The sequence below is a fragment of the Mesorhizobium cantuariense genome, assembly GCF_042647205.1.
Classification (GTDB): Bacteria; Pseudomonadota; Alphaproteobacteria; order Rhizobiales; family Rhizobiaceae; genus Mesorhizobium; species Mesorhizobium cantuariense.
On sequence record NZ_JBHRVD010000001.1, the window covers coordinates 868,350 to 886,956 of the forward strand.

The following is an 18,607-nucleotide window of genomic DNA, read 5'->3' on the forward strand; positions in this document are numbered from 1 at the left end:
CGAGTGCATTTTTTAAGATTGGTCGCCTAGGCGAGTCGCGCGCATGCTGCGGAGATGCGCAGGATTTCTTCTCTCAACTCGGCTTCGGATGTCGCATAGGAAATGCGGAAGAAAGGTGATAGGCCGAAAGCAGCGCCTGGGACAACCGCGACACTGGCCTCCTCGAGCAGGTAGTTGCAGAAATCATTGTCAGTTTCGATCCACTTGCGGGCTGGCGTCGATTTGCCGATCAGGTCTGCACAACTGGCAAAGGTGTAGAAGGCCCCCTCCGGATTGCGACAGTCGATGCCTTCGATCGCGTTCAATCCGTCAACAGTGAGATCGCGGCGGCGACGAAAACTCTCGGTTCTTTCCTTCAGGAAGTGCTAAGGGCCGGACAGGGCCTCGGCAGCGGCAGCCTGGCTGACAGATGACGGGCAGGAGGTCGACTGGCTCTGCACCACCGCCATCGCCTTGACCAGCTCTCGCGACCCGCCGGCGTAGCCGATCCGCCATCCGGTCATGGCATAGGCCTTCGAAACGCCGTTTACGGTCAGCGACCGCGCCTTCAGGCGCGGTTCCAGCGCCACCGGGGTGACGAAACGAAAACCGTCATAGATGATATGCTCGTACATATCGTCCACCAGTAGGCTGACATGCGGATGCCGCAGGAGCACCTCGATCAGAGGTCGATAGTCGGCCTCGCTGTAGGCGGCGCCGGACGGATTGGAGGGTGAATTCAGGAGCAGCCATTTTGTCCTCGGCGTAATCGCTGCCTCGAGCTGACTTGCCGTCAGCCTGAACCCAGCCTCCGCTTCACAAGGGACGAAGACGGGGCTGCCCTCGGCGATGGCGACGATATCGGCATAGGAAGTCCATGCCGGCGTCGGGATGATGACCTCATCGCTGCAGTTCACCGTCGCCATCATCGCATTGAACAGTATCGGCTTGGCACCGGCAGCCACCGTGATCTCGTCTACCGCATAGTCGAGGCCGTTCTCACGGCGGAATTTTTCCCGGATCGCCCGCTTGAGTTCCGGCGTGCCATCGAGCACGGTGTATTTGGTGTCGCCGCGTTGGATGGCACTGCAGGCCGCCTGCTTCACATTGTCGGGCGTGTCGAAATCCGGCTCACCCGCTCCCAGGATGATCATCGGCGCTCCGTCGCGCTTTAAGGCCTGAGCGCGGGCGCCGATCTTCAGGATCGGCGAAACGCCGATCGTCGATAGACGCGAGGCAGGCACGAAGCCGGCCTGATCGATCCTTGTGCTGACGGTCATTGGTTGATCCTCAGTCGATGTCGAACGAGACGCCTTGGGCCAGCGGCAGCGCCTTGGAATAATTCACCGTGTTGGTGGCGCGGCGCATATAGGCCTTCCATGCGTCGGAGCCACTCTCGCGGCCGCCGCCGGTTTCCTTTTCGCCGCCGAAAGCGCCGCCGATCTCGGCACCGGAGGTGCCGATGTTGACATTGGTGATGCCGCAATCCGAACCGTCGACACCGAGGAAGCGCTCGGATTCCTGCAGGTCGCGGGTGAAGATCGACGACGACAGGCCGGCGCCGACTGCATTGTGCTCGTCGAGCACGGTGTCGAAATCGGAATATTTCATCACATAGAGGATCGGCGCGAAGGTCTCTTCCGTCACCGGCGAGACTTGGCTTTGCATTTCGACCAGCGCCGGATGCACGTAATAGGCATCCGGATGGCCGTTCTCGACCCGGGCGCCGCCGGTCACCTTGCCGCCATGTGAACCTGCCTCCTTCAGCGCCTTCTGCATGGCGTCGAAGGCAGCTTTGTCGATCAGCGGCCCGACCAGTGAAGAGGTCTCCAGGGGATTGCCGACCGTCACACTTTCGTAAGCCTTCTTGAGACGTGGAACCAGGGCGTCATAGACGCTGTCATGCACGAACAGGCGCCGCAGCGTCGTGCAGCGCTGTCCCGCCGTGCCCATCGCGCCGAAGGCAATCGCGCGCAGCGCCATGTCGAGATCGGCGGTCGGGCAGACGATGCCGGCATTGTTGCCGCCGAGTTCGAGCACCGCGCGGGCAAAGCGCTTGGCCAGCCGCGGGCCAACGTCGCGGCCCATGCGCGTCGAGCCGGTGGCCGATACCAGCGGCACCTTGGGATGATCGACCAGTATCTCGCCGACGGCGCGGTCACCAATCAGCACCGGTGCCAAGCCCTGCGGCGCGTCGGTGCCAAAACGCTTTACCGCGCGTGCAAAAATCGCTTCGCAGGCGAGCGCCGTCAGCGGCGTCTTCTCCGACGGCTTCCACACCACCGCGTCGCCGCAAACCAGTGCCAAGGCTGCGTTCCACGACCACACCGCGACCGGGAAGTTGAAGGCGGAAATGACGCCGACGACGCCGAGCGGATGCCAGGTTTCCATCATGCGATGGCCCGGGCGCTCGGTGGCGATGGTCAGGCCGTACAATTGCCGGGACAGACCGACGGCGAAATCGCAGATGTCGATCATCTCCTGCACTTCGCCAAGCCCCTCGGACGGGATCTTGCCGACCTCGATCGAGACCAGCCGGCCAAGCTCGGCCTTGTGCATGCGCAGCTCCTCACCGAGCAGCCGCACCAGCTCGCCGCGCCGCGGGCCCGGCACCATCCGCCACGCGTGGAACGCTTTGTGCGCGGCATCGATGGTCTTGGCCGCGTCGGCCGGCGAGATCGTCTTCAGCGCCGCGATCTGCTCACCCGTCACCGGACTGCGCACGATCAGGTCGCCGCCAACAAGTGCGTCCTTGGCCACACCCAGTTTCGCCAGAAGCTCGGCCGTTTCCTTGGCTACATCCACCGACTTAACTGTAATGTTCATCCGACGAACTCCTGTTCCTGATTATCCAAAACAGACCGAGCCGAGGCTGCCTGGCGACGTCAGTCGCTTCAGGCCCGCGGCAAGGTCCCTGCTCTTTTGTGGGGTATAGCGATCGTAATAGGCCTGGTTCTTGCGGCCGACGCCGTGCTCGGCACTGAAACTGCCGCCGAACCGGTCGACAGCGACCGAATAGACCCAGTCACGCAGCCGCTGTTCGAAGGCGGCATCGACCTGACTTGCATCGCTAGCCACCAGATTGAAATGCACGCCGCCATCGCCGATATGGCCAAAGTCGAAGATGTCGACACCGGCAAATTGCCGAGGCAGCTCGGCCTTCATCCACTCACAGAAGGCCAGAACGTCGGCTCTGCGGAACGACAGATCGAAAGCCACCAGCCGACCGGCATGCTTCACGCCTTCCGACAGCGCGTGCCGTAGCGCCCACATCTCATGCGCGGGACCAACGAAGGCGTCGGCCAACAGCGCATCGTCGCCTTGCAGGATATCGGCAAGCACGCTTTCCAGGACCGCGTCGATCGGCTGCTCGCCGTCGCGCGGCGCCCAGCTTCGGGAAATCTCGGCCAGGATCACATAGTCGGGAATTTGACCGTTCTGGAACGGATTTCGCAGCGACGCAACATGGGCGAGAGCAGCGCCAATCGCGTTTTTCGACATGCCTTCGAAGGCGGAAAGATACGATCCGAGGCGCTCCTCGATCGTCCGCAGCAGGGGCATGACAGCGACACTGCCGCTCGGCACCAGATAGGTTGTCGCGACCTGTTTTGGCAGTCGCTCGAGATTAAGTTCGCATTCTGTGACGATGCCGAAGGCGCCAGCCGTGCCGACGAAAAGCTGCTTCCAGTCGACGCCGGTGTTGTTTTTGCGTAATCCAGACATTAGATCGACAACCGTACCGGTCTCGTCGGCCAGAACGACCTTCACGCCAAGCGTGTTCTTACGCACATCGCCATACCGGAGAAAGCGCGTGCCGCCGGTATTGGTCGCCAGCATGCCCCCGAGGCGCGGATCAGCGCCAAGGTCGACCGGAAAGAAAAGCCCACTCGGCTCAAGCCGGGCATTGACCTCGGACAGCAAAATTCCGGTATCGACGCGCAACGATCGATTGTCGATGTCGAGATCGAAACGGCGCGTCATTCGATCCAAGCTGAGCACGATCTGCGATCCGCTGGCATCCGGTGTCGAGCCCGAGACCAGCCCTGTGTTGCCCGATTGCGGCACGAGCGCGATACGCTGCCGGACGCAATAGGCAACGCAGGCGGACATTTCCGCCGTAGTGCCAGGGCGCAGCACCAGCGCCGCATGACCGTGATCGTGGCGCGCACCGATCTCGTAGGCTGCCATGGCGGCCCGATCCATGATGACGCCATTTTCGCCAAGGATCTCCACCAATGCGGATTTGTGTCTTTCGTCGATCATCCAGGGCGCCTATTCCGCAGCCCGGAGGCCGCCGAGCGCTTGGCGACAGGTCTCGATCGACGCCTGTTCGATGGCGGCGTAGTGCTCGAACTCGTTCAGCACGCCAACACCGAGATCGCTTTCAAAGCGCTTCTGGTTGGGACTGGCGACAAATTCCTGGGTTGCCCCGTCGCCAAGATTCGACTGGAAGATGCCGGCGGCGCTGACAGGCAGGAAATCCTCGTAGACGATTGGGTCGAAACGGAAGAAACCTTCTGCGACAAGGTGCTCGAAGTCGTCAGCCATGACAATGCCGGTATGCCGCCCGCGCTCCGTCAGGGAGTATCTGAAGTATCCCAGATTCGCGGCCCGGATGCCTTCCCATGTATCGGGGAACGCCTCGAATGTCCGTGAAAGTGTTTGTGCGTAGTCGGCCGCGTTCGACCCGTCGGCAGCCGGTCGGATGATTGCGCGCGTGGCCTCCAGCAGACTGTCGTAAAGGGCGCGCCCCTTGGGTGTCAGCGCTATGCCGCGCTGCTCGATCTCGCCGAAGCGCGCGGTATGCGAGCCTGCCACCCAGGCGCCGTCCCCTGCGTTGAACGACACCACCTCATCCAGTGCCTTGAACGAAGTCTGCCTGAGCAGGATCGGGCAAAGCCGAGGTGGAGGGCCCTCCACGATTGCCTTCGGCGCTATGCCATGCGCCGGCATGCCAACCTGAACGGCATCGATATCGAGCGTGCGCGGCGTGAGATGATTGATGTGCGGACCTCTGAACGAGACCACATCCGCGATCAAGCGATGCGCCTGATGCAGGCTGTTGTACATGTCAAGACTGACGCAGGCCTGATCGTGCCACCGGAAAGTTTCGAGTATTTCGGCGACAAAACGATCCGCATCGTCTTCGTGCAGGCCAGCTTGCCGTTCGGCCTTCTCGGTGAGCGCCAACGCTCCACCCGTGAAAATCCTGCGCTCGGACAGGATGCGCTCGGCCTCGGCACGCAAGGTCTCGTCGTCGATGAGGTCGATCCTGAGCAGCGAAGTGAAGACGCGGAACGGATTGCGGCTCAGCGCCTCGGCTCCGACGGGGCGGAAGGCGGTGGAGTGAACCGGCACACCAGCCGGGCTCAGGTCATAGTACCCTACCGGGACCATGCCCATCACGGCGAACACGCGCCGCATCATCGAGAGTTCGGCCGGCGTTCCGAGCCGGATCGCGCCATGCCGTTCCTCCGAAATTCGGTCGAGTGAGTCCATCGCTTCCAGGCGCTGCCGAAGCTCGGGATCAGACCTCAGGGTCTCGTCATTGACCGAGGCGACCAGGTCCATCAGCGTGCCGTAGGCGGGGACCTCGGTCCTGTACATGGCCGACATCGCCGCCGAAAAGGCTGAACGGATGTGATCGGGTGTAACAAACCCACGGCTGTCCATGACGCGCGACCTCGCTCAAAAAAGGGCAGATCATTCCTGAAAAAGCTGATACTGGATTTCATGCTGCAAAGATTGCGACAGTTTCGACTAGGTTGATGCGAGTTACGCATGACACTCAACAGACGACTGATACCGGATCTGGTGGCGATCCAGGCATTTGAGTGTGCCGCGCGGCACGCCAGCTTCACGCGTGCAGCGGGTGAATTGAACCTGACGCAGAGCGCGGTCAGCCGGCAAGTCAAGGATCTCGAGAACCATCTCGGCGCGCTGCTGTTTGAGCGGATCCGCCAACGGGTGGTGCTTTCCGAGGATGGGCAGCGCTTTTTGCCGGAGGCGCGAAAACTTTTGCAGCAGACCGAAGAGACGATGCTGCGGGCAATGTCCTCGGCGGAGGCCAGAGTAGGTCTCAGCATCGCAACCTTGCCGACATTCGGCAGCCGCTGGCTCAGCCCGCGCCTGCCTGATTTCCTCAGCCAACACCCGGGGACGATCCTGAATGTCGGTTCCAGATCGGCGCCGTTCGATTTCGAGGAGGAGAATTTCGACCTCGCAATCCACTATGGGCAGCCGGTCTGGGCGCGCGGCACCTGCACTTATCTGTGCAGCGAATCTATCGTACCGGTAGCAAGCGCGGCGCTGTCGCCTTCTGCGGCGAAGAAGGTCCCGGCTGACCTTCTTGGTGAATCCTTGCTCCATCTGGCCACGCGCCCCAAGCTATGGTCGCAGTGGTTCGAACGGGCCGGCCTGCCGGCGGAATTGGCTTGCCGGGGACACCGTTTCGATCAGTTTTCGATGATCATAGAAGCCGTGATAGGCGGGATGGGCTACGCGCTTCTGCCGCGTTATCTGATCGAGCGCGAGCTGATGTCCGGTGAACTCGCCGTGATCCTCGACCTGCCAATGATGACCGAGAACAGCTACTACGTCGTCGTGCCGGAATCAAAAAAGACGAATCCGCTGGTGCAGGATCTTACCGCATGGCTGCTCGGACAAGTGACCAATGCGATGTAACGGTGGTGGTGTTCCTCTTGTTCTGGCGATCTGCTCGCGTATGGCGTCCGTCGGCACCACCACCAGCAGTCGCTCGAAGCGCTGATGGGTATTGAGTGCGAGCCTGGTCTCAGTCTTGCCGGTGCCGGGCTTCAGTTCAAGTGCCAGCTCCGGAGCGCGAAAATTCGTGGCCTTCGACAGATGGGCTTCCCGCTCCTTGATGACCTTCATCAGGGAACTGGAGGTTCACGCCGCTGTTGAAGAAGGAATTATCGCTCCGAAATTGGTGAGCATGAGGATTTGTGGGGCGGTCATGCGGTGCCGGTTTCTCTGTGCTCGTGATTGTCGTTGGCCATGCCGGGATACCATTGGCGGAAGGTCGAGCGGAGGGAACCGTCTAGGGTCTGCGTGCGGGTTTGCAGCAGAAGATGCGCGCCAATCCTGCTCCACTGCATCTGCTGTTTCTGGTTGTGTTGCAAACTTTCGCGGGCATGGCTTAAGGGCCGAATCATGGGAAAATAGCCTTGATTATGCGGCGAGGATGTCGAACTGCTCGGCCAGCGACGGATCTGGAGTGAAGGCGTACCTTGCCTGTCGTTTGCGCATCATGTGGACCATTTCGATGCCGGACAGGATGATGTTGGCGGTCGCTGGAGATTTGAAGCCGAGCATCGGTCGCACGCGGCGCTTGATGCGCCGATGGTCCTGCTCGATGTGATTGTTCAAATATCGACTTTTCCGCATTGCGATCGGCTTCAACCAGCGCCGCGAGCGGTCCTGCAATCGGCTTGTCGCATCGCAGGAAACGATCGCCTCGTGGTCTGGCTGCCGTCGATGACGACGCAATGCTCGACATCGACGGTGCGGAAAAACTGCCTGCCGCAAGCTGGAAACTGCGCAATCTGAAGCGCATGCCCGAGGACTGAGCAAATGGCCTTCAAGTCGATCAAGAAGCATCGATACCCATCCTCCGTCCTGCTCAATGGAGCAGGTAGACATTAACAAGGAGATAGACAAAAACTAAAATGAGAAATGAAACCTGGAGCCATCGTGGAGCCCTTCGTAAAAGTAGCAAACTAATACGCGTCGTAAAATTTCTAATAGTTGATATAAGTTGCGCCATTGTTTCAAGTTTCGATTTCAGTAGCTTTTAAATTTCTGAGACCTGTGCCAAAAACCCTGATGCAGTCGATGTGTGTAAGTTCAGTCACTCGTGAGACTTAGGTCATTGAGGATTTTCTGTAAACGCATAGCCTGCTTGATCGGACCCTCGGCATCATAGTTCAGCCAACCTTCCCAGGGCTCTTTCGGTCGCGAACGCCACCGTTTCGGACAGGGTGGGGTGGGCGTGCACCGTCAGCGCGAGGTCGGTAAGCGTTGCGCCCATTTCCAGGGCGAGCCCGACCTCCGCCAGCAGTTCGCCGGCGCCCGGGCCGACGATTGTGGCGCCGAGGACGCGGCCGCTTTCCGGTGCGTAGGCGATCATGGTCAGGCCGTCACCGCCACCGGACGCGAGGTTCCTGCCGCTGGCCGCCCATGGGAACCTGGCGACCTTGTGGGCGACGCCGGCTGCCTTCAGCTGTGCCGTGGTCGGGCCGACCCAGGCCAGTTCGGGATTGGTGTAAGCGACAAAGGGAACGAAGGCCGTGTCGAAGGCACTGGCGTGGCCGCAGGCCACCTCGGCGGCGACCTTGCCCTGATGCGTCGCGCGATGCGCCAGCATAGGCCCGCCGGTTATGTCGCCTACGGCAAAGATGTTGTAGCGGTTCGTGCGGCACAGCGCATCGACAATAACCGCTCCATCAGGCCTTACCTCAATACCGGCCTTTACGGCGGCGATCGCCGCGGTGCTCGCTCGCCGGCCGACGGCCTGAATCACGGCGTCCGCTTCGACAGTGCCTGCGTAACCGCCTTCGCAAGAGAGCCTGACGCTCTTCGCGCTGGCCTTGATACTGATGACCCGCGTGCCGGTGTGGACGATGCAGCTCCTGGCTTCGAGCGACGCGTTGATCAGGTCGGCCGCGTCGGCTTCCGCGCCCGGCGCGACCTGGCCGGCCAACTCGATCACGGTGACGGAGGATCCGAGAGCCGAATAGATCGTCGCCATCTCGAGCCCGATGATGCCGCCGCCGACGATTGCCAGGCGGCGTGGCACGAAGCGGAGTTCGAGCGCCGCAGTCGAATCCCATATGCGGCTGTCTTGCGGCCAGCCCGGCAGTTGCATGGACGAGGATCCCGCGGCGATGATCGCCTGGCCGAATGTCCAGCGCTCGATCCCGCCGTCCGCGATCGTTACGGCCAGCTCGTCATCGCGGACGAACGCCGCGCGCCCGGTGACGACCCGGACCTTGCGGCGCCTGGCGAGTTGGCCCAGTCCGTCGGTGAGTTGCGAAACGATCGCGTCCTTTCGCGCTCGCAGCGCGTCTATGTCCGTCTTCGGATGGCCGAACGAGATGCCCCAAGCGCCGATATGGCTCGCTTCGTGAATGACGCGCGCGGCGTGCAGCAGGGCTTTCGAGGGAATGCAGCCTTCGTTGAGGCATACGCCGCCGAGCGTGCTCCTGCCGTCGACCAGAACGACCGATCGGCCGAGGTCGGCGGCACGGAACGCTGCCGCATACCCTCCGGGTCCTGCGCCGATGACGATGAGGTCGGCATGCTGTGTCTCGATCATCGGCATCTCAGATCATCAACCGGCGCGGGTCGGCCAACAGGTTGATGTAACGCACCAGGAAGCGCGCGGCGTAGGCTCCGTTGACCACCCTGTGATCGTAGCTCAGGTCGAGCGGCGTCATCGGGGTCGGTACGAAGGCCCCGCCATTCCACACCGACGCGACCTCGGTCCGGGAAATGCCGAGGATGGCCACTTCCGGCGGATTGACGATCGGCGTGAAGCCGATGCCACCGATGCCGCCCAGATTGCTGATCGACATGGACGCACCGTCCATCTCGTCGGCGCGGACCTTGCGCTGCTGCGCGCGGGTCGCGAGATCGGCAACTTCGCCGGCGATACGCCAGAGGCCCTTACGGTCGGCGTCGCGGATGACGGGCACCATCAGGCCGTGCGGCGTATCGACGGCGATGCCGATATGGACATAGTCCTTCAGAAAAAGGGTGCGGCCGTCCGCTGAAAGCGAGGCGTTGAAGCGCGGAAAATCCCGCAGCGTCCGGGCGAGTGCCTTTACGTGGAAGGCCAGTGCGGTGAGCTTCGCCCCGCGCGTCCGCGCCTCGTCCTGGAATGCCGCGCGCGCCGCGTCGATCGCCGTCATGTCGGCGCGGTCGTGATGCGTTACGGCCGGGATGACCTGCTGCGCGGCGGCCAGGTTGAGTGCGGCGATCTGGCCGAAGCGGCTGGTCGCCTCCTCGCGGACCGGGCCATATCGCGCGTGGTCGACGTCCCAGTAGCGGCGATAGTCCCCGCCGGGGCCGACGCGCCTGCCCTCCAGCCTGTCATCGATATCGCCCGGGGAGATCATGTCCCGGCCCAGCTCGGTCGCAAGAGCATCGATATCCACGCCCGCCTCGCGGGCGCGTTGCCGGGTGGAAGGGCTGGCGACGGTCGCTGTCATCCTGTTCACCAATTGGTCGCTATGTACTGGGTTTCCATGAATTCCAGCATGCCGTCCTTGCCCCCCTCGCGACCGAGGCCGGATTGCTTGACGCCGCCGAAGGGTGCGGCCGGATCGGAAACGAGGCCGCGATTGAGGCCCACCATGCCGAACTCCAGACGCTCCGACACGCTCAGCCCACGGCGCATATCCTGGGTGAAGACATAGGCGACAAGGCCATATTCGGTGTCGTTGGCGCGAGCGACCACGTCGTCACCGTCGCCGAAGGTCTGGATCGCCGCCACCGGGCCGAAAATCTCGTCGCGCATGCAGTCAGCGTCGCCCGGCACGTTGGACAACACGGTCGGCGGATAGAAGAATCCAGGCCCGTCGGGCACCGTTCCGCCCAGCAACAGTTCCGCGCCGCGCGCCAGCGCATCCTTGACAAAGGCCGCGACCTTGTCGCGGGCGTCGGCGTTGACCAGCGCGCCAACGTCAATACCCGGCGCCAGTCCATTGCCCATCTTGAGCGCGGCCATGCGAGCGGTGAAACGCCGGGTGAACTCCCCGGCGATCCGCTCGTGCACATAGAAGCGGTTGGCCGCCGTGCAGGCTTCGCCCAGATTGCGCATCTTGGCGACCATCGCCCCCTCGACCGCGACATCGATGTCGGCGTCTTCGAAGACGATGAGGGGCGCGTTGCCGCCCAGTTCCATCGCCGGCTTGATGACCTGGTCGGCCGCCGCATGCAGCAGCTTGCGGCCGACGCCCGTCGAGCCGGTGAAAGAAACCACGCGGACGCGGGGATCGTGCAGCATAACGTCGACCACCGCCCCCGATCGGCGGCTCGGCAGCACATTGACGACGCCCGGCGGCACCCCTGCCTCCTCGAGCAGCGGCATCAGCGCCAGCATGGTGAGCGGCGTCTCCGATGCCGGCTTGATAACGACGGTGCAGCCTGCGGCCAGTGCCGGCGCGATCTTGCGCGTCCCCATTGCCGCCGGATAGTTCCACGGCGTCACCAGGACCGCTACCCCCGCGGGCTTCTGGTGCACGAGAATGCGCGCACCCGATGCGGGAGCATGCCCGAGATGGCCCTCGGCGCGCACCGCTTCTTCCGAGAACCAGCGGAAGAATTCGGCCGCATAGGCCGCCTCGCCCATTGCGTCGGCTTGAGCCTTGCCGTTTTCCAGGGTGATCAGCCTGGCAAAATCGCCGAGACGTGCGCTCATCAGCTCGAAGCAGCGGCGCAGGATGTCGGCGCGTTCGCGCGGACGCCGCGCGGCCCAGGCGGGGAAGGCCGCAGCGGCGGCATCGACCGCCGCCCTGGCATCCGCTTCCGTACCGGAAGCGACAGAGGCTAGAGCCGTCTCGTTGGCGGGATTGACGACGTCAAAGCGGCCGCCGGCCGAGGCGGGAAGCCATTGGCCGCCAATGTAGAGATCGACGGGTCCGTCGTACGGCGACATGAGAGTCCTCCTCAAAGTAGCTGTCGAAGCGGATCGAGGAGCCGCGCGGCAAAGCCGGTGACCAGCGCCGTCCCAGCGGCGGGGGTCAGCCGCGACGCGTCGAAGATCAGACGCAGGTTCATGTGGCCGGCGTCGCCGGTGAGCGTCAGAACGGGCGCCGGCTCGACGGCAAATCGCGTCGAAACAACGCATGTGCCGGTGAGGTCGCGCAGGGCCAGGCTGATCTCGCCATCCTCCGGCGTGGCTTCGAGGCGCGACAATGGACTCTGGTCCGGGTCGTGGAAATGCAGGCTGGTGGAGCCCTGTTCGACCCGTATGGATATCTGGCCGTGATCATCGGCCGTGGCCCTTAAGCTCGATGCGGCGAAGGCGGCCCATAAGGCGGCTCGTCCCGCCGTGCCACCTTCCTCCCCGAGCAGCCGAATCATCCCGGCAAGGCCCGCCGGTTTGATCATGGCTTCGATCTCCGAGAGCATCGCCGGAGCGGTGATCGCCGGGGCCGGCGGCAGCGCGTCGAGATCGGCGGCGTGGAAAGGTTGCCTCATGCCGTGCGCGACCAGCCGGCCGAGGTCAATGCCGCGCTCGGCCGCAAGGCGCCTGATCTTCGGCGAGGCAAGGATCCTGCCATCATCGGCTGCTGCCAAGAGCATCCGCTTTTCGAGAGGCGGCTTGGCCGCCGGCACGGCGGGCACCGCCGCGGGTATCGCAAGTTTCTCCGTAGCGGGTGGCGACGGCGCGGCCTTGGCCGGCGTGGAGCCAAGGTCCGGCTTTTCGCTGGATATGATCGCGATGGGGGAACCGACCGGGACATCATCGCCGGCGCCAGCCATCAGCGCGGCCACATAACCGTCATGCCCGGCCTCGACCTCCATCGTCGATTTGTCCGTCTCGACGTCGAGCAGGATGTCGGAAGCCTTCACCGCGTCACCTGGTGCCTTGTGCCAGGCGACGATCAGGCCGGTCTTCTGCGCCATGCCCAGCGCCGGCATGATGATCTCACGCCGCATGGAACAACTCTCCACGCACCGTCAGACGGCCTCGCTCGGCAACCGATTCCGGCGTCGGGACGGTCATGTCCTCCAGCACCGGGGAGAACGGCACCGGGACGTCCATCGCTCCGATCCGCTGGACCGGCGCATCGAGATGATAGAACGCCCTTTCCGCGATGCGGCTGGCGATCTCGGCCGTGACGCCAAAACTCTGGTGGCCTTCATCGACGACCATGGCCCGCCCCGTACGGCGGACGGAGGCAAGGATCGTCTCCATGTCGAGTGGCACGATGGTGCGCGGGTCGATGATCTCGGCGGCGATGCCATCGCGCTCCAGCAGGACGGCCGCCTTTTGCGCGACCTGCACCATCGAGGACGTGGCAACGATGGTGATGTCGCGCCCCGGGCGCAGCACCTCGGCCTTGCCGAACGGAATGAGGTATTCCTCTTCGGGCACCGGCGCCTTCTCCTGATACATCAGCTTGTCTTCGAAGATGACCACTGGATTGTCGTCGCGGATTGCCGTCTTCAGCAGGCCCTTGGCCTCGTAGGCGGAGGACGGCAGCGCGACCTTCAGGCCCGGTATGTGCGCGACGAGGGCATGCAGCGACTGGCTGTGCTGCGCGGCGGAGCGCCGCGTCGCGCCCAGATTGGTGCGCAGCACGAGCGGCACCTTGAGCTTGCCACCGGACATGTAGTGGGCCTTTGCAGCCTGGTTGCAGAGCTGGTCCATGACCAGGAAAAGGAAATCGCCGAACATCAGGTCGACAATCGGACGCGATCCTGTCATCGCCGCGCCAACCGCCAGGCCCATGAAACCGGGCTCCGAAATCGGCGTATCGATGATCCGGTCGGTGCCGAACTCCTCGACAAGGCCCGACAGGACCTTGAACGGGGTGCCTGCCTCCGCGACATCCTCGCCGATGAGAAAGACCGATGGGTCGCGGCGCATTTCCTCCGCGATGGCCTCGTTGACGGCCTTGGAAAGTGTGATCTCGCGCATATCGGTTTCCTCAGGCGACGATCATGTCGGTGAAGACATGGCGTCCCACCTGAGACGCATCGGGGAAGGGCGCCGCCAACGCATAAGCGACCGCGGCACCAGCCTCGGCACCCACCTCGGCATCGATCGACGCCAGCTCCTCTGGCGTTGCAAGCCCCTCAGCGGCCAGCCATCGACCGAAATTGACGATAGGATCGCGCTCTGTCTTCCACAGCGCTTCCTCATCCTTCGAGCGATAGTACTCGCGGTTGATGTCGCCGACGTGGTGGCCGTGGTAGCGGTAGGTATCGAGCTGGATGAAGAACGGGCCTTCGCCCTTGCGACAGCGCGCCACCAGCCGCTCCGCGAGCTTGTTCACCGCCAGCACATCCTGACCATCCACCTTGAAGGCTTCGATGCCGAAGGCCTCGGCGCGGGCGGGAAGCGACCCCGCCGCGATCTCCGCTGTCTTGGTGTACTCGCTGTAGCCGTTGTTTTCGCATGCGTAGATGACTGGCAGCTTCCAGAGCGCGGCCATGTTCATGACCTCATAGAGAAGCCCCTGCGCCGTTGCGCCGTCACCGAAGAAGCATACGGTCACGTCCTTGCGGCCGAGCCGCTTTGCCGAGAGCGCCGCACCGGTGGCTATCCCCATCGAACCGCCGACGATGGCGTTGGCACCGAGATTGCCGTTGGACTGATCGGCGATGTGCATCGAGCCGCCCTTGCCGCCGCAATAGCCTTCGGCACGGCCCAGAAGCTCGCAGAACATTTCCTTGAATTCGGCGCCCTTGGCCACACAATGGCCGTGGCCGCGATGTGTCGAAGTGATCTTGTCGTCGCGCGTCAGCACCTCGCAGATGCCGACCGCGACGGCCTCCTGCCCGGAATACATGTGGGTGAGGCCGGGCATCTTGGCCGACAGATAAAGCTGGTTGGCATTGTCTTCGAAGACGCGGATGCGCACCATCTGCCGGTACATGCGAAGGTAGGCTTCCGCGTTGGTTTTCCTGGCGTTCATCGGTTCGGGTCCTCCCGTCTCTTGCCGTCTCAGTACCGATTGGCGATCGGCAGGGTTTCGGCGGGGAACAGGCTGATAACCTCGCAGCCCTTGTCGGTAACGACCACCTCTTCCTCGATGCGGGCCGCTGAATAGCCGTCCGCCGCGGGGCAGTAGGTTTCGAGCGCAAAGACCATCCCGGTCTCGATTTCCATTGGGTGATCGAGGCTGACGGCACGGCTGATGATCGGCCGCTCGTGCAGCGCCAGACCTAAGCCGTGTCCGAACTGGAGCCCAAAGGCGGCCAGCTCGTTGGGGAAGCCAAGGCTCTCGGCGGTCGGCCAGACCTTGGCGACTACGTCGGTGGTGACGCCCGGCTTGATCAGCGCGATGGCCGCGTCCAGCCACTCGCGGGCCTTGATATAGGCATCGTTCTGCGCCGGCGTAGCCCGGCCGATGTTGAACGTGCGATAATAGCAGGTGCGGTATCCCTGATAGCTCTGCAAGATGTCGAAGAAGGCTTGGTCGCCGGGGCGGAAGTAACGGTCGGTGAAATTGTGCGGGTGCGGATTGCAGCGCTCACCGGCGATGGCGTTGATGGCCTCGACGTCGTCCGAGCCCATTTCGTAGAGCATCTTGTTGGCCATCGCGACGATGTCGTTCTCGCGGATACCAGGCTTCAGTTCCTCCCAGATCATGTGGTAGACGCCGTCGACCATGCTTGCCGCCTGGTTGAGGAGATGGATCTCGTCAACGTTCTTGATCTCGCGTGCGGACAGCATGACCTGCTGGCCGTCGACGACCTTGAGGCCGGCTTCCTGAAGCGCGAAGAACATCGCGGTCTCCGCGTAGTCGACACCGACCGGCATGTCGGCGACACCGGCCATCTTCAGCAAGTTGAAGATCTCTTCGGCGTAGTGCTTCATCAGGCCGAAGGACGGCGGGATCGTACCCCGCATGCCAACGACGCCAGCCCGGCAGCGCTCAGGGTCGAGCCAGTCACAGTACTCTCTATGATGAACGGCAGCCGAGCCGAAGTCCCAGACATAGGGCTCCTCGTCGCCGGCAAGAAGCGCGAAGCGGCACATCTTGTCGCGCTCCCACTCGCCGATCTTGGTGCCGCTGACGTATCGGATGTTGTTGACGTCAAAGAGCAGCAGCGCACCGCAGCCGGACTTGTTGAGGGCCGTCTTGGCGCGGCTTAGCCGATAGCGCCGCAGCCGATCGTGGTCGACCCGACGTTCGAAGTCCACGGCGGTATGGCCTAAGGCCGGCAGGTGCCGGTCCCAACGCCAGTTCGGATCGATATCGCCGGGTTGCAGGATGCGAGGGTTGAGGGCGCTGGACATTTTTCTCTCTCCATTGAAGCCTCGGCGCGCGTGGTATTGCGCACTATGCTTGATTGCGTCGCTACACGAGCCGCGCCTTTCCAGACAAACCCTTGTCCCGCCCCCCTAGCCGTTCTCGGCAGGAACGGGACAACTCGGCAGGCTCCTATTGACCGACGCTCTCGGGAACCTCCAGTCCCGTAGGTATAGGCACCCCCTCGCTCTTCAATTTGACCCCAGAAGCAAGCGCAACGGTCTCCAGTACAGCCGCGAAGTCTTTGCCAAGATAGTCCTTAGGATCGAGCTGCAGGTTCGCGGCGCCGAAATGCATCTGGAACGCCTCGCGAGTGATTGCAGTGACGGGCATGGGTACGTCGAGCACGCGTCCGGCCGCGAGCCCCAGATCAAGATCCTTGCGCAACAGCGCCGGACTGAAGGTGGTCGTCCAGTCGAGATTGACGAGAGCATCCGATTTGTACCGGGTGAAGGTCGAACCCATCACCGAGTCGTTCATGAAGTTGAGAAACGCACTCCGAGGCACGCCGGCCTTCTGACAAAGAATGGTGATTTCAGCGAGGTTCTGTATGACGACGCCAAGAAAGACATTGTGTGCGATCTTGCAGAAGCGCGCGAGTTCGCCGTCCCCCACATAGGACACGCCCCGCACGGCAAAAGCTGCAATAAGGTTCTCGACCTGATCGAAGGCGGGCCTCGGGCCCGACACAACGGCGCTCAGCTTGCCGGCCCGCACGCATTTAGCATTGCCGCTCACGGGCGAAGCGATGAGTTGGGCGCCACGTGCCCCTAGGCGTCGACGGAGGTCGGCCGATTCCTCGACCCCGATTGACGAGCAGTCAACGAAAATCTTTGGCATGGCGGTACCGCTAAGGACCCCGTCTTGGCCAAAGTAGACCTGCTCGACATCCGCCCCGGTTGAGACCATCGTAAACAGAACGTCGCAGCCTGCGAGTTCACGGGGCGAGTCTTTTAGTGTTGCCCCCAGATCGACCAAAGGCTCTGCCTTGGAGCGCGTGCGGTTCCAAATCTGGACGCAATGCCCTGCCTTCAACAACCGCTCCGCCATCGGATAGCCCATTCGGCCAAGGCCGATCCATCCGATCCTCAATTCTGTCATGATGCGCGCTCCGCTAACTGTTGTTTCATCGAGTGGCCTTTGTAAAAGAACGTCGAGCGGACAATTGGGCGCCACGGGCGATGGTCAGTTTGCCTTCTTGTCTGCAAACGTTTGCATGATATAGCACGCGTAATTTCCCAGCGTCAAATCGGAAGTGCTAAAAAGTGACGATGCCTCCTAAAGAAAGCTGCGGTCGCTACCAACAGGAGGACCAGGCGCGCATTATGGCTGTGTGGAGCGAGGCCCCTGAAGGCTTGAATTCGCATGCAGCTACTTTTTTGCCTAAATCGCGATAGACCCTTGGTGTCCATTGAGTCCTTCAATTTTTGTATGGCGGTTGCATCATGACGACGAAGAAGCGCATCACGCTGCGTGAAGTGGCCGAGGCCGTAGGTGTCCATGTGTCCACCGTTTCACGTGCCCTTGGTCCCAACACCCGGCATCTGATTAATTCGGACGTCGTCGAACAGGTCATCAGGGCAAGTCGACAAATGGACTACCGGCGGCATGCGGCCGCCTACTCACTGAAAACGAATCGTACGAAGACCGTCGGCGTCATTGTTCCCGACATCACCAACGCCATCTTTCCCCCGATGATCCGAGGCATAGAAGATTCGCTTTCCACGGCAGGATATCTGGCGATCGTAGGGAACACTGATGGCGATAACGAGCGAGAGCGCACTCTTCTTGATACTCTCGTTGGCCGAGGTATTGATGGATTGATCCTGGCGAGCGTCGAGCGCAAAGACGATGTGTTTGATCTGGCTGCCTCGGAAAGCATCCCGATCGTGACTGTAAATCGCAGACCGGACCGTGATTCCGTCCATTCGATCGTACACGACGAATCCGAAGGTGTTCGGCGCGCGCTCACCCACTTGGTGTCATTGGGCCACCGGCGGATTGCGATGATCGCCGGCCCGCAGACCCTGTCGACTGGCGCAGAGCGCTACGCAGCATTCGTGCAATCCAGGTCATCGTTGAACCTGGATAGCGACGAAAGCCTGGTGGCGTTCGCCCAGGCATACAACGAGTCTGCGGGCGAACATTGCGTTGAGGAACTCATAGCGGCAGGCCACACGTTTACTGCTATCCTTTGTGCAAACGACCGTCTTGCGGTTGGCGCCTTGGCGGCCCTGAGCCGCCGAAATCTTATCTGCCCCAAAGATGTATCTGTGACCGGATACAACGACATGCCGATGGTTGATCGAATTGATCCCCCTCTTACGACCATAAGGATTCAGCAATACAGGATGGGATTTGAAGCTGGATCGATGTTGCAGAAGCTTATGAATGGGGAATCGCCGGCTCAAGTCGTAGTCTTGCCCGTCGAATTGGTGATCCGCAGTTCGACGGCGAGGGTTTTGGACGGAAGATAAGCCTTCCTGCGCCTTATCGGTTTTCCACGGTAATGCTTGCCTATGACTGCGCTCATATGTCCTGCCCGTGGGGGATGGCAAGCTGAAGCATGGCGTTTTGACGCCCGGACGAGAACCTTGCTGCCGAGCCGGTCACGG

14 protein-coding genes and 3 pseudogenes are annotated in these 18,607 nt (G+C 62.3%); 2 read left to right on the forward strand and 15 right to left on the reverse strand.

Translation table 11 applies throughout. The annotated features are described in order from the left end of the window. Positions 1-26: 26 nt before the first annotated feature. From ACFOJ9_RS04135 to hglS, 4 genes and pseudogenes are all read right to left on the reverse strand, one after another. Positions 27-1,259: pseudogene (locus ACFOJ9_RS04135) on the reverse strand (pyridoxal phosphate-dependent aminotransferase). 10 nt (positions 1,260-1,269) lie between these two features. Beyond that, on the reverse strand, positions 1,270-2,805 hold the full coding sequence (gene amaB / locus ACFOJ9_RS04140) for an L-piperidine-6-carboxylate dehydrogenase (RefSeq protein ID WP_095088792.1): 1,536 nt from the start codon (positions 2,803-2,805) through the stop codon (positions 1,270-1,272). Between the two features lie 21 nt (positions 2,806-2,826). Next, positions 2,827-4,242, reverse strand: a complete 1,416-nt coding sequence (locus tag ACFOJ9_RS04145; RefSeq protein WP_095088790.1) for an FAD-binding oxidoreductase — start codon at positions 4,240-4,242, stop codon at positions 2,827-2,829. 9 nt (positions 4,243-4,251) lie between these two features. Then, positions 4,252-5,652: a 2-oxoadipate dioxygenase/decarboxylase HglS gene (hglS, locus tag ACFOJ9_RS04150; protein ID WP_378977024.1), complete on the reverse strand. Its 1,401-nt coding sequence runs from the start codon at positions 5,650-5,652 to the stop codon at positions 4,252-4,254. Between the two features lie 108 nt (positions 5,653-5,760). On the opposite strand from hglS, the gene ACFOJ9_RS04155 reads away from it, so the two are divergent. Further along, positions 5,761-6,663, forward strand: coding sequence for a LysR family transcriptional regulator (locus ACFOJ9_RS04155; protein ID WP_095088785.1), 903 nt, complete (start codon positions 5,761-5,763; stop codon positions 6,661-6,663). On the opposite strand, the gene ACFOJ9_RS04160 is transcribed toward ACFOJ9_RS04155, so the two are convergent. From ACFOJ9_RS04160 to ACFOJ9_RS04210, 11 genes and pseudogenes are all read right to left on the reverse strand, one after another. Then, positions 6,592-6,873 carry a hypothetical protein gene (locus tag ACFOJ9_RS04160; RefSeq protein WP_095088783.1) on the reverse strand — a complete coding sequence of 94 codons (282 nt, stop codon included), beginning with the start codon at positions 6,871-6,873 and terminating at the stop codon, positions 6,592-6,594. The two genes, ACFOJ9_RS04155 and ACFOJ9_RS04160, sit on opposite strands and share 72 nt — an antisense overlap. Positions 6,874-6,953: 80 nt before the next feature. Further along, positions 6,954-7,109: pseudogene (locus tag ACFOJ9_RS04165) on the reverse strand (ISKra4 family transposase); the annotation flags it as partial. A 61-nt stretch (positions 7,110-7,170) separates the two neighbouring features. Beyond that, positions 7,171-7,494 (reverse strand): annotated as a pseudogene (locus tag ACFOJ9_RS04170) (DDE-type integrase/transposase/recombinase); the annotation flags it as partial. Positions 7,495-7,918: 424 nt separating this feature from the next. After that, entirely contained in the window at positions 7,919-9,316 is a 1,398-nt protein-coding gene (gene lpdA, locus ACFOJ9_RS04175) for a dihydrolipoyl dehydrogenase (protein ID WP_378922628.1), read from the reverse strand. Between the two features lie 7 nt (positions 9,317-9,323). Then, positions 9,324-10,211, reverse strand: coding sequence for a 2-oxo acid dehydrogenase subunit E2 (locus ACFOJ9_RS04180; RefSeq protein ID WP_095088886.1), 888 nt, complete (start codon positions 10,209-10,211; stop codon positions 9,324-9,326). Positions 10,212-10,216: 5 nt separating this feature from the next. Then, complete coding sequence (locus ACFOJ9_RS04185) at positions 10,217-11,659, reverse strand: NAD-dependent succinate-semialdehyde dehydrogenase (RefSeq protein WP_095088781.1); 1,443 nt, start codon at positions 11,657-11,659, stop codon at positions 10,217-10,219. Positions 11,660-11,670: 11 nt separating this feature from the next. After that, positions 11,671-12,666, reverse strand: coding sequence for a biotin/lipoyl-containing protein (locus ACFOJ9_RS04190; protein ID WP_378922631.1), 996 nt, complete (start codon positions 12,664-12,666; stop codon positions 11,671-11,673). Further along, entirely contained in the window at positions 12,656-13,651 is a 996-nt protein-coding gene (locus ACFOJ9_RS04195; RefSeq protein WP_095088771.1) for an alpha-ketoacid dehydrogenase subunit beta, read from the reverse strand. Before ACFOJ9_RS04195 ends, ACFOJ9_RS04190 begins: the two co-directional genes overlap by 11 nt. A 10-nt stretch (positions 13,652-13,661) precedes the next feature. Then, the gene (locus ACFOJ9_RS04200; RefSeq protein WP_095088768.1) at positions 13,662-14,651 is read right to left on the reverse strand and encodes a thiamine pyrophosphate-dependent dehydrogenase E1 component subunit alpha; all 990 of its coding nucleotides are present in this window, start codon (positions 14,649-14,651) and stop codon (positions 13,662-13,664) included. 29 nt (positions 14,652-14,680) lie between these two features. Next, on the reverse strand, positions 14,681-15,979 hold the full coding sequence (locus ACFOJ9_RS04205; protein WP_095088766.1) for a M24 family metallopeptidase: 1,299 nt from the start codon (positions 15,977-15,979) through the stop codon (positions 14,681-14,683). 145 nt (positions 15,980-16,124) lie between these two features. Next, on the reverse strand, positions 16,125-17,093 hold the full coding sequence (locus ACFOJ9_RS04210; protein ID WP_095088764.1) for an NAD(P)-dependent oxidoreductase: 969 nt from the start codon (positions 17,091-17,093) through the stop codon (positions 16,125-16,127). A 344-nt stretch (positions 17,094-17,437) separates the two neighbouring features. Here ACFOJ9_RS04210 and ACFOJ9_RS04215 point away from each other — a divergent pair, with 344 nt between their 5' ends. Then, complete coding sequence (locus ACFOJ9_RS04215) at positions 17,438-18,469, forward strand: LacI family DNA-binding transcriptional regulator (RefSeq protein WP_095088762.1); 1,032 nt, start codon at positions 17,438-17,440, stop codon at positions 18,467-18,469. Positions 18,470-18,607 lie beyond the last annotated feature (138 nt).